The 12,335-nt window shown below is 47.3% G+C and carries 10 protein-coding genes; 2 read left to right on the top strand and 8 right to left on the bottom strand.

What is annotated here, in order from left to right; all coding sequences use genetic code 11:
- Nucleotides 1-14 precede the first annotated feature (14 nt).
- The 8 genes from mutS to H7T88_RS16390 form a co-directional block, all read right to left on the bottom strand.
- A complete protein-coding gene (gene mutS / locus H7T88_RS16425) occupies nt 15-2,762 on the bottom strand; it encodes a DNA mismatch repair protein MutS (protein ID WP_221789375.1) in 2,748 nt (915 codons plus the stop codon).
- Nucleotides 2,763-2,964: 202 nt separating this feature from the next.
- Nucleotides 2,965-4,215: a putative amidoligase domain-containing protein gene (locus tag H7T88_RS16420; protein ID WP_253493829.1), complete on the bottom strand. Its 1,251-nt coding sequence runs from the start codon at nt 4,213-4,215 to the stop codon at nt 2,965-2,967.
- 216 nt (nt 4,216-4,431) lie between these two features.
- Nucleotides 4,432-4,992, bottom strand: coding sequence for an outer spore coat protein CotE (cotE, locus tag H7T88_RS16415; RefSeq protein ID WP_090916840.1), 561 nt, complete (start codon nt 4,990-4,992; stop codon nt 4,432-4,434).
- 72 nt (nt 4,993-5,064) lie between these two features.
- Entirely contained in the window at nt 5,065-6,045 is a 981-nt protein-coding gene (locus H7T88_RS16410; protein WP_090916842.1) for an aromatic acid exporter family protein, read from the bottom strand.
- 356 nt (nt 6,046-6,401) lie between these two features.
- Complete coding sequence (locus H7T88_RS16405; RefSeq protein ID WP_090917310.1) at nt 6,402-7,166, bottom strand: ABC transporter permease; 765 nt, start codon at nt 7,164-7,166, stop codon at nt 6,402-6,404.
- An 80-nt stretch (nt 7,167-7,246) separates the two neighbouring features.
- Nucleotides 7,247-8,041 (bottom strand): ABC transporter ATP-binding protein, encoded by a 795-nt coding sequence (locus tag H7T88_RS16400; protein WP_221789374.1) that lies wholly within the window; start codon nt 8,039-8,041, stop codon nt 7,247-7,249.
- Between the two features lie 6 nt (nt 8,042-8,047).
- The gene (locus tag H7T88_RS16395) at nt 8,048-9,055 is read right to left on the bottom strand and encodes an ABC transporter substrate-binding protein (RefSeq protein ID WP_221789372.1); all 1,008 of its coding nucleotides are present in this window, start codon (nt 9,053-9,055) and stop codon (nt 8,048-8,050) included.
- Nucleotides 9,056-9,187: 132 nt separating this feature from the next.
- Nucleotides 9,188-10,702, bottom strand: coding sequence for a carboxypeptidase M32 (locus H7T88_RS16390; RefSeq protein WP_154957480.1), 1,515 nt, complete (start codon nt 10,700-10,702; stop codon nt 9,188-9,190).
- A 224-nt stretch (nt 10,703-10,926) separates the two neighbouring features.
- Here H7T88_RS16390 and H7T88_RS16385 point away from each other — a divergent pair, with 224 nt between their 5' ends.
- Both H7T88_RS16385 and H7T88_RS16380 read left to right on the top strand, forming a co-directional pair.
- Nucleotides 10,927-11,502, top strand: coding sequence for a beta-class carbonic anhydrase (locus H7T88_RS16385; RefSeq protein WP_090916851.1), 576 nt, complete (start codon nt 10,927-10,929; stop codon nt 11,500-11,502).
- A gap of 174 nt (nt 11,503-11,676) precedes the next feature.
- Nucleotides 11,677-12,243, top strand: coding sequence for a PadR family transcriptional regulator (locus H7T88_RS16380; protein WP_154957481.1), 567 nt, complete (start codon nt 11,677-11,679; stop codon nt 12,241-12,243).
- Nucleotides 12,244-12,335 lie beyond the last annotated feature (92 nt).

Below are 12,335 nucleotides of genomic sequence, written 5' to 3'. Positions count from 1 at the left end.
CTCCTCCCGGTTAATCAGGATAATTGCTGTGCCTTTAATTTAAGTTCATTCAAGATTTGCATCGCCTGCAAAGGCGTCATGTTCATCACATCAATTTCTTTCATATGACGGATCAGTTCGCGTGCAGGTTTATCTTCAACTATAACTGTTTTTGTAGGTTGCACAGTTGCTGACTGCTCGTCGTCGAAGATCGACAGCTGTACAACCTCCTGCTGTCCCTGTTTGGATAGATTCTTCGGGCTTTCCTCCCGAATGAACGGCTCCTCCGCAACGTTCGATGACTCCAAACGAGTCGCCGCTTGCACCTTTGCCAACTGTTCGGATGACGCTCTGTTCTCACTCACAAACTCACTGCCAACCGCTACCTGTGAGGCTGCTTGTTCGAAACCATGCAGTAGTCCATTAGCACGCTCAATAATGCTATCAGGGAGACCCGCAAGCCTTGCACAATAAATGCCGTAACTGCTACTTGCCGCACCCGCAATCAACTTGCGCAGGAAGTTTACTTTGTCACCGCTCTCCTGAACTGCCATCGAATAATTTGCCAGCTTGTCCAGACTTTCCTCCAGATGAGCCAGCTCATGAAAGTGGGTGGATACAAGAGCTTTACAGCCGATCACGTCATGTACATATTCAATGACCGATTGTGCTATCGCCATGCCTTCACTGGTGGAAGTCCCTCGGCCCAACTCATCGATGATGATGAGACTGCGCGGCGTTGCTTTTTCGGTCATGACCTGAATATCAGCCATCTCCACCATAAACGTACTCTGACCACCGATCAGATCATCGGCAGCACCGATCCGTGTGAAGATACGATCCATGATCGGAACTTCAGCTTGACCAGCAGGGACAAAACAACCAATCTGCGCCAGAATCGAGATGAGTGCAACTTGTCTCATGTACGTACTTTTACCAGCCATATTCGGTCCGGTAATCAGCAGAATACGTGCCTCCTCCTCAGTCATCGCAGTATGGTTTGCAATAAACGCCCCATCACGCATGACGGCCTCCACGACCGGATGCCGTCCTTGCTCGACGACCAGATTATATCCATCCGTCAATACGGGACGCACAAAGTTACGCTCTGCACTAATCACTGCAAACGATTGATATACGTCAATTTCAGCCACTTGCTCAGCAAGCTTCTGTAGACGTGCAATCTCTTGATTAAGACGTTCACGTAGCTCTGCAAACAGACCGTACTCGATATCGACCATTTTGTCCTGAGCTTCAAGAATGAGTGTCTCCTTCTCTTTCAGTTCAGGTGTAATATATCGTTCAGCGTTCGCAAGTGTTTGTTTACGCTCATACCGTCCTTCAGGAAGTGAAGCAAGATTCGATTTAGTGATTTCAATATAATAACCGAACACCTTGTTGTACCCGATTTTCAGCGAGCGGATGCCCGTTGCTTCACGTTCTCTTGCTTCCAGCTCGGCAATCCACTGTTTACCATTCACCGAAGCTTCCCGAAGCTCATCCAGACGGGCGTGGTATCCTTCGCGGATCAAGCCCCCATCTTTAACCGACACGGGCGGTTCATCCACGATAGCCTGTCCAATCGCATCACGCAAATCAGCGCAATCATCCATCATTTCAGCGATATGCTGGAGCGTTACAGACGAAGATGCCGCGCAGTGGTGGCGCAGACTCGGAATTTTGTCCAGTGACGATTTGAGCGCGTTCAGGTCACGACCATTCGCATTCCCAAAAGCAATTCGTCCCACCAGACGTTCCAAGTCATAGATGTCTTTCAGCTCAGCTCGCAGATCCTCACGAAGAATAAACTGGTTATACAAGGTATCTACTGCTTCCAGTCTTTCATTGATCTTTCCTTTTTGCAAAAGAGGTTTATCCACCCAGCGCCGCATCATGCGGGCGCCCATGGACGTCTCCGTGCGATCCAGCAACCACAGCAGAGAGCCTTTCTTCGAACGTTCTCGCACCGTTTCTACAAGCTCCAGATTACGGCGTGTAAACGGATCAAGAATCATATAATGATCCGGCTCATACGTAGAGATTTGTGTCAATTGTCCGAGCGAGCGCTTCTGCGTTTCACTTAGATACGAGAAAAGACGTGCTACACATGCTTGACGCTCCGGCTCCAGCCTTGCCCATACCGACTCGCCAAACTGCTGACGCACGAGGTTTTCCTTGCTTTTAGTCCATGCGGTATAGACTACCGGACGGCCGATTGGAGATGATTCGGATTCTACGAGCTCCAGCAGGGCTTCATCTCCAACAAGTTCAGACGGCTCATAGATGCCAATTTCGTCCTTAAGCCACTCCTTGGAGTATGGAACTGATGTGACGTACAGTTCTCCTGTAGAGAGGTCACAGGCAGCAAGAGCGAGCGTGTTTTGGTTACCGGTTAGACATACCATGTAGTTGTTAGACTTGTCCCCCAGCGTCTTTCCTTCCATCACCGTTCCGGGTGTAACGACACGAACAATCTCGCGGCGTACCATGCCTTTGGTTACTGTCGGATCTTCCATCTGCTCGCAGATAGCTACTTTATACCCTTTCTCAATCAGACGCTGTATGTAATTTTCCGCCGAATGATAGGGCACGCCACACATCGGAATTTTGTCGTCTGTGCCTCCGTTGCGTGCTGTTAACGTGATCTCCAGTTCTCTTGCAGCATTGATTGCGTCATCGAAGAACATTTCGTAGAAATCACCTAATCTGAAAAAAAGAAATGCATCCTGTGCTTCGGATTTCACTTGCAAATATTGTTGAATCATTGGCGTGTACTGAGCCATGATATCGATCCACCATCCGTTCCTATGATTTCAGGAAGAAAGTTCCCTGGAAGGCAATAAGGCGGTCAGGCACCAAGATCGCGCACCTCCGCCTTATGTTCGGCTATCCGCCTGTTCCTTCATGGGCTTACTGCTTCATATCTTCCGTATCTTAACGTATTAAAAGTCCTATATTTCATTATAACAAAAAAATGACGCTTCTTCATGAGCCTGCCCGAATATTCCAAAGTTTACGAATATCCCGGCTCTCATCCCAGGTATGCCCCCGTTTGAATTGCCTCATGAGAGGCGCAGCATATCGTTCATACCTAGCGTATCCGGGTAACTGTTTCAGATCGTCCATCAGTGACGGGATACAGGTCATCATGACATGACGCTGTCCTTCGTAAAACGCGGAATGAACCTTCTCCTCTGCTAAAGGACGCTGTTTTAACAGATCGTAGTGGCATGCAATCAGACCTGCAAGAGCAACAACCCCTTTAGCAACAACCGGCGAAACAAGAAAACTCGGCAGTGTCCGATATTCGAATCCACCATAGGCTTTCAGACGAAAGTCACCTAACGTTCCGTACCTTGGTCTTCTTCCTGATCCGCGTGGATCTTGCAACACTGCCAGTGGTAGTGCCAAATAATTATCCAGAGCACGGAGTAATCCCCCCGTTAGATGCAAGCGACTAAAATGAATGTGGCCACCTAGCGGCAATCCTCGTTGCGGCATTCCACCTGCCTGCCAGATCAAAGAGGAGTCACTTATGCTGCGTGAGGCAACCGCAAAGGCTCGCAATAAATGCGACAACAACTCACGCGGTTCTGCACTCGGAGCTGGACGAAGCTCGGCAACGGGGTACACCCGTCTGCCACCAATCGTTACTGAATCACAGCCTGCGATACCCGTGCGTTCGAGAAAACGAGAAGCAGGTACAATTTTGGACTCAGGCATCTGCACCAGTAGAAACTCAGGGTCCATGCCGAGCACAGGAACCAGGTTCTCCTGCCGCTCCTGGTTCAATAACGTCTGATGTTGCTGCCAGCTTTCCCTATAAAGCAGAGCAAGGTCTGTTACACCTTTCCACGGGTCGGGATTAACCGAAATGACTGCACACCCGCCATTACCCGAAGCTTCCAAACGGACAGCCCCATGATCTAGACCTAATGTATACAACGTCTTGATCGCAAGGCGCTCTACCCGTTTATAAACAGATGATGACGCTTCACGGTCCAGTTCGCTTTCCTGTCTCGCTCCCATTCCGCTCGTGTCTCTGCGTATAATCCGAATGGCCTGAAGGCAGCTGATATGCACATCATACCGCACACGGAGTCCAGCTTCCCGCTTACGTTGCTCACTCATGGACAGCACTTCGATCCCTGCCTGTTTTAAACGCGTTATCCGTTCGCCAGCGCCCAGACGTGTATAAGCTTGAACACCCTTTTCGGCTTCTTCCATGAAGTCCATTCCGTCCCTCCCTTCGCCATGTTCTTGCTTATCAAAAAAAGACCCCGCAGCTGCGGAGCCTTCCCGTTAAACTCTTCAGGCACATAATCAGGCTCGTCACAACCCATTTTTTGTACTTTATGAAAGAAAGAGGGCTTACGCCCTCTTCGCCGCACCTTATGGTGCATATGATACCTTAGGTTATGAACATTCACTTTCCCTTTTCGAATGAGCGATTTACAACTCATCATCCAGCAGGTCTGGATCGAGATCATCATAGTCTCCATCCGCGCTGCCATAGTCATAATCCTTGTCTTCGTAATCACCGCAGCCATCCGTGCATACCTTGACACAGACTTTCGTTTCAGCCACAAGCTCTACAGCGAATTCCCGCTCAACCCGGATAATTACGCTGCCGCCCCCCGAGGACACTGTGGCTTCCACACAGCTAGGCTCCTGCGTTGCATCCGCAGATACCTCTACAGTGGAAGTCCGGTGTTTCGGGTCTAGATAGGACAAAGGTACATGTTCTACATACGATACCGTTTCTTTAGCTACATCTGTCTGTGAATTTTTGTCGTAGGAATACCAAATGTTGATATCGTAAGTACCAATAACTTCAATCCCGTCCCCCGCTGATACGGCTTCATACTGGTGGTTGATAATCCAAGCCCCCAAAATGCTGGTCGGACCATTGGGCGGAGTCACGGTATGTGTTACGGTAGAGAACTTACGACCTTTGCCGCAGATCGCCTTCGTGATAATCTCTCTACATTGATGTTTATGACTCAATGACATCTTTAAACCTCCTCCATACAATCATTCACTACAAGTGTATGCAGGACATCCGTCTAGGGTGACAACTATTTTCTATGATTCGTTTACAGATTGCGAGCGGTCTGAGATTGGAGAAGGCGCTTTGTCCTTCTTGGCGATTTTCAGATACATGGAGAGCTCCCGGCACAGCTGGAGAATAGCGGAACGCATCTCGAATTCTTCCCTTGTATCCGGCAACTCCATTTGTCTGAATTCTTCCTGCACATCAGCAAGCAACTTTTCCGTTCGTCCCGTGTACGATTCGGTCAACACGTCCTGACTGAGCTGATCGAACAGCTCCGCTACCATCTCGGCATGAGGCATTTTCTGATAGACCTGGGATACAAGATGCATCATGTGCTGTATGGAATCCAGCTGGGTTTTACGCATATAAAAGTATACGCTCCAGCCTTCATTTGGATGAATGACCTGATTCTCCAGTGAACGTTTGGCCGCTTCAATTCCGCCGAGTACGGCTTTATCCGCTTCAATTAATTCTTTGCCCGCCCATACTTCATTGGGGTTACGCAAAGTTGTGGCGAACTCCCGGAAAATTTTCGAGAACAATTCGTCGATCCGTTTGCGTATCCGGAACATCTGTGGATCAGCCGCAGGCATATACGCCAGATTCACGACCATCGCTGAACCAAGGCCAATCAAGAGCAGCGCAATCTGTACAAGAATGACATGCACATCCATCTCTCCACCACTAAATACCCGAAACACCACGACTGAACCTGTCACAATACCTTCCTTAAAGCCCACCCGAACAATCACCGGAAAAGCCGTGAGTATGTATACGCCGAGCACCCAATAATGGAAGCCGAGAAAGTGAAAAAGTACACTTGCAAACAAAAGACCAACCACGGATGCAAAAAAACGTGCCGATATCGTTCGAATACTCCTTTTTCGTGTAACATCCACACCCAGAATCGCAAGCAAGCCTGCTGATGTTGGTCCTGGCAGGCGGCACCAGTCCGCTATCAGTACAGCCATCAGCGCTGCGATTGCCGTTTTAATGACTCTAAACCCCATTTAACATTCCATCTCCTCTAAGCTGTACAAAAGTTCGCGGCCCATATGTCCCCTGTTTAGTATGACTCAACCGGTTACAAACTAGACGACATCAACCGGCATGCACAACACATGCCGGTCACAGAAACATGCCACGAAGAAGAAACACTGCCCTTTCAATTGCGATAACCGAAAGAGTCTAAACCTGTAACCGACCTATACTCATCCCATGTGTTTCTGCCCGGCATGAAGGTTTTCCTTCCATCAAATATCCTACTTGATTTTACAATTGGGGGCAACGTGACACCTCTTGTGAAATTGTATACATATGATGAATACTTGTAAAATGGCTCTGTCAGTCACTTTTCATTTTTGAGCTATGATCTGCGACCAGACGATAGTAACTTGCGTTCTGCATATACAACCAGTTGATACATCGCGGTAGCTACGACTGCAATAATGAGCAGGCTTGATAACACAAGTGTGAAGTTGAACACCTGGAATCCGTAGATGATTAAATATCCCAGACCCTGTTTGGCGACCAGAAACTCACCGACGATGACCCCAACCCAGGCCATACCCACATTGACTTTTAACGTAGATACAATTGTGGGGAATGAAGCAGGAAACACAACTTTGGCAAAAATTTCAGATCGTTCACCGCCAAACGTGCGAATAACCTTCACATAATTGGGATCCACTTCATTAAAGCTGTTGTACACAACGAGCGTTGTAATGATGACCGTAATAGAGAGGGTTGTCATCACAATGGCTGTAAATCCTGCCCCGAACATAACGATAAAAATCGGACCGAGCGCGACCTTAGGCATGCTGTTGAACACAACCATATAAGGATCGAGCACTTTGGACAAAAAAGGAGACCACCAGATCAGAACAGCAAGCAACGTTCCGACAAGTGTCCCCAGTAAAAATCCAACGACCGTTTCACCTACGGTTACCCCGACATGTGCCCATATTTCGCCGCTGACGACATCCTTGCCAATCTGAGCAAAGATTTTACTCGGATAACTGAAGAGCAATACATCAATCCACCGTAATCTGCCCGCCAGCTCCCAGAGTAAAAACATAGCGACTAACATGGACAGCTGAACCGCAAAAATATGTTGCCGCCATCTAACCATCCTACGATGATGGTCACGATGGAGTTCTTCCAGCCAAATTTCACGTACTTCCTGCTTTCCTTGATCTGGAATTTTCTGACTCACGTATCTTTCTCACCTCCTCCAGACTGAACAAGTTCATCCCAGAGTGACTGGAACAACTCATTAAAGCCTGCCAGCTCCCTTGCATGGAAAGGCTGTGCCAGCCGAATCTGTTCAGGAATATCGAATTCACGCCGAATGCGTCCGGGGTTGCGGTCAAGTACGATGACCCGGTCGCTGACTGCAATAGCTTCAGACAAATCGTGTGTGACCAGCACGGAAGTTTTGCCATACTGTTTTAACGTATCCGATACAAGATCTTCCAGTTGTAGTTTGGTTTGATAATCCAAGGCCGAGAACGGCTCATCAAGCAAGAGTATCGCAGGGTCTGTGGCCAATGTTCGAACGAGGGCTACCCGTTGCCTCATGCCACCCGACAATTCAGAGGGGTACTGCTCTTCTGTCCCGCCAAGTCCCATACTAACGAGAAGTTCACGGGTACGCTCTCTGCTCTGTGCGTCCAGATTTCCTGTCAACTCAAGCCCGATCAGTGCATTATCCAGAATCGTCCGCCAGGGGAACAGATAGTCCTGTTGCAACATATAACCCATATTGGCAGAGGGACCTTGAACATGCTTGCCTTCGACTTCAACCTTTCCCCGGGTCGGTTTTAGCAGTCCGGCGATGATCGACAATAACGTTGTTTTTCCGCAACCACTCGGTCCCACCAGACTGACGAACTCTCCTTGTTTGATCTCCAGATTCAAATCCTCGATGACGAGTGATGCTTCGCGTTCACTGACATACACTTGAGAAATATTGTCCAGTCGAATCACGTTCCCGGAATTAGGCATTGCTCCTCACTTCCTTCCCTGGAGCGCCTGTTCTGCAAAAGACGGATCAACAATGGTGTTCAATTCAACCCGCTCTTTTAATTCTCCGGCAGCGCTCATGACATTCAGCAGATTGTTCCACTCATCGCCATCAATGATCGGATCTGTGGCATACGTGCCTTGTTCCTTATACCGGCTTACGCTGCTGGTCAGAATGGCAGGATCAATGTCTTTGAAAAACGGGGTGATTACTTGTGCAATCTCCTCCGCTGTATGAGAATCTACCCAAAGTTGAGCCTTGTGCAATGCATTCGTGAATTTTTGTACAAGTTCTTTGTTTTTGTTCAAATAACTTTGTTTGGTCATAAAAACCGTATAAGGCAGATGCCCGCTTTCCGTTCCGAACGATGCCACCACTTTACCTCGACCCTCCTGTTCAAAGATCGATGCCTGCGGTTCAAATAGCTGTACATAATCCCCTGTGCCTGAAGCAAAGGCAGAAGCAATATTCGCGAAATCCACATTCTGAATCAATTCCAGATCACTTGACGGGTTAATGCCATGTTTGTTTAAAACAAACTCCCCGGCCATTTGCGGCATGCCACCCTTGCGCTGTCCGAGAAATACACTTTGCCTCAATTGTTCCCAATCAAAGCTGTCCTGTGCATTTCGTGCGAATAAAAACGTTCCGTCGGTCTGCGTGAGCTGAGCAAAGTTAATGACCGGGTCTTCTGCCCCCTGTTGATAGACATAGATGGACGTTTCTGCACCCACCAGTGCAATATCTACCGAACCTGCGAGCAATGCCGCCATCGTTTTATCTCCACCAGCCGTTGTTTGGATATCCACTTCAAGCCCTTCTTCTGCAAAAAAACCTTGAGCCGCGGCTACATATTCCGGTGCGTAAAATACAGAACGAGTCACTTCACCAATCGTAATCTTGGCTTCATTCTCTTCCTTATTGCAGCTCGTCAGCGCTACAATGAGAATCAACAAAATTACAATCCCCCGGACAAACCATGGCGTATATTTCATTCGATTTCCCTCCTTTTCTGAGTTCAGCAGTTTCTCTTTACTATGAATATGCCGAGGCCCAGTAAAAGGTTAAGAACTTGCACACAAAAAAAGGTCAACCAGAATTTTCTGGCTGACCTTCATTCAGACGCTTTATAATTTATAAATCTCAGCATACTTGGCTTCCAAATAGTCTGCCAAATAATCCGGATTCAGTTCTTCACCTGTCACTGCAACTATGAGTTCGGAAGGGGTGCGGCTCTTACCGTAGCGATAAATCTTGTCTGTAAGCCACTCTTTGATTGGAATCAGATTCCCTTCTTCAATCAGACGATCCAGCTCCGGCATCTCCCGACGTAACGTATGCATAATCTGTGCAGCATACATATTGCCTAAAGAATAAGAAGCAAAATAACCGAAATCTCCACCGGACCAGTGTACATCCTGAAGCACACCCTCACCATCGTTCGTTGGCAGAATTCCGAGGTATTCCTTGTATTTTTTATTCCATGTTTCTGGCAGATCCTTCACTTCCAACCCTTCATTATAAAGCATTTTCTCAATCTCATATCGAATAATGATATGCAGATTGTAAGTCAACTCGTCTGCTTCAATCCGGATTAGAGAACTCTCCACCCGGTTTATTGCACGGTAGAAATCTTCCAGCTTCACTTCGCTCAGTTGCGGGAAATGTTGCTGTAGATCTTTATAATAACGTGTCCAGAAAGGCAGACTGCGTCCGATCATATTTTCCCAAAGACGAGACTGAGACTCGTGAATACCCATCGATGTGCCTTCGGCAAGAAGCGTACCGGCAAGACTCTCATCAATATTTTGCTCATATAGTGCGTGCCCGCCTTCGTGCAGAGAACTAAAGATCGCACTGGTTACATCATCCTGTAAATAGTTAGTCGTTATTCGAACGTCACCGGGATTCAAACCTGTAGCAAATGGATGCACACTTTCGTCAAGACGGCCTGCTTCAAAGTCATATCCCATCTGTTCCAGAATAAACAGACTGAACTTCTCCTGCTGTTTGGTGTCAAAAATTTGATTCAGAAAATCAGTATTAGGCTTATTCTCAGCCGCATTGATTTTCTCTTGTAGTGGAACGAGACGCGCTTTGAGGCGGGCGAATACAGCATCTACCTTTTCCACAGTCAATCCGGGTTCGTACATGTCCAGTAGTGTATCATACCTTGTATCCTTGACACCCCAATAGTCAATAAACTCCTGTTTAAGTTTCACGATGTCGGTGAGATATGGTGAGAATCCGGCATAGTCACTGTTATGTTTGGCATCTTCCCAAGCCGTCTCCGATTTGGCAGTAAGTACGGTGTAGGCTTGAACTTTCTCAGGTGGAACCGACTGACTGCGATCATATTCCTTCTTGCACTCCTCCACTTGGCGGCGGTCGGTGTCTTCGAGTTGCTCCAGCACATCCGGCTCAGTCAACGTATCTAGATAAGCTTTCATCTCAGCGGAGGTTTGCAGTTTGAATGCCTCAGTAGAGAGCAAGCCCAACGTCTCCGAGCGAGTTGGAACGCCTTTTTTCGGTGCTCCTGTGCGTAAATCCCAGTGAAGCAAACCAATGGCTTCGTGATAACTTTTTATTTTACGGGCCAGAATAAGGAAAGATTGCAAATGTTGCTGTGTTTGTTTGTCCATGGTTACCGTTCACCTCTTCAAAAAAAATTTGTACACCCTATTGATGATACTTTTTGCATTGCGTATAATCAACTTTTGACAGAAGTATAATGCATTATGCTTCTAAAATAGGGATAGCGCGGTCTACTGACTGCGGTGCTCTAATTAATCAAAGGCGTGTAGGACAAGCTGCATCTCATGCAAATGGCCGTGCTCGTCGTATTGGATAACAGGAGGCAATGGACATGAACAACATTCAAGAGATTTTGGCTTACAACAAATCATTTGTCGAGACTAAAGAATACGAGAAGTATACGGCTAGCAAGTTTCCAACCAAAAAGATGGTCATCATCACTTGTATGGATACCCGTCTTGTAGAGATGTTGCCGAAAGCGATGAACCTGAAAAATGGCGATGTAAAAATCATCAAAAATGCAGGTGCAATTATCTCCCAACCTTTTGGTAGTGTTATGCGTTCTGTATTGGTTGCTATCTATGAATTGGGCGCCGATGAGGTGCTCGTGGTAGGTCATACAGAATGTGGTATGGCTTCCCTGCATGCCGAAACAATGATTGGTCACATGACAGAACGTGGAATTTCCGAAGAGGTCATGTCTACGCTTGAAAATTCCGGCATTCGTCTGCAAAAATGGCTGCGCGGGTTTGATAGTGTTGAAGAAGGGGTAAAAGGAACTGTGGACGTGATTAAAAAGCATCCATTACTTCCTCCCAATGTACCTGTTCACGGTATGGTGATTGACTCTGCCACAGGCGAGCTTGATCTTGTCGCTGACGGGTATGGACAACAGGCATCTCTCTAAATGGTTTGGAGTGCGGACCTTCTTGGTTCGTACTTTTTTTTGTCTAAATTAAGGCAGTTATCCTGTCAGGTTGTCAAACCATACAGTTTCAGTGTACACTTTTATGAAAGCGGTCAACGAAACAAAACAAGGGTTGTTTCGTTGGCCCAGCCCTAATATTAAGGAGACATGTGCATGAACATACTTTCCTACGGATTACTCGGGCTGCTTACCCGCGAGGAGTCTTCCGGTTATGATCTGATGCTGAAGATTCAGCCGCATTGGCAGGCCAAACACAGCCAGATCTACCCGCTCCTGTCCAAGATGGAAAACGATGAGTTACTCGCCTCCCGCTGGGTACAACAGTCTGACAAACCGGACAAAAAAATGTATGCAGTTACGGAAAAAGGCATTCAGAAGTTACTGGAGTGGATGATTACTCCGGTTACGGCGCCCGTTACGCGCGATGAATTTAATCTTCGCATTCTTTGTGTAGGTATTGCCGAAGATGGAAGCATGAGACGTATCCTGAATGAGCGGAAAAGCTGGTTCATGGAACGTATACGGTATTTCGAAGAATTGAAATCACGGATACCGCAGGATAATCTTCGGGTAGGCAACCGGGATTTTGGAAGTTACATTTTGGTGCAAAAAGGGTTAATGCATGCCCAGACGGGGTTGGAATGGTGTCATTGGGTCACCCAGCTTCTCGATGGTCAAGCGGCTATTCAAGACCCGAGTCCAAGTATTTCAGAAATTTAAATTAATTTTGAAACGTTCCAGCAGGTTGACCCGTATTACTAGAGTAAGGCCCATTTTGGGGAGTTAAACAAATTTATTCAGGGGGTTACGAT

Origin of the sequence: Paenibacillus cucumis (ex Kampfer et al. 2016) (genome assembly GCF_019748695.1) — a bacterium.
Taxonomy (GTDB): Bacteria; Bacillota; Bacilli; order Paenibacillales; family Paenibacillaceae; genus Paenibacillus; species Paenibacillus polysaccharolyticus.
This window is presented reverse-complemented; position numbering and strand designations above follow the sequence as displayed.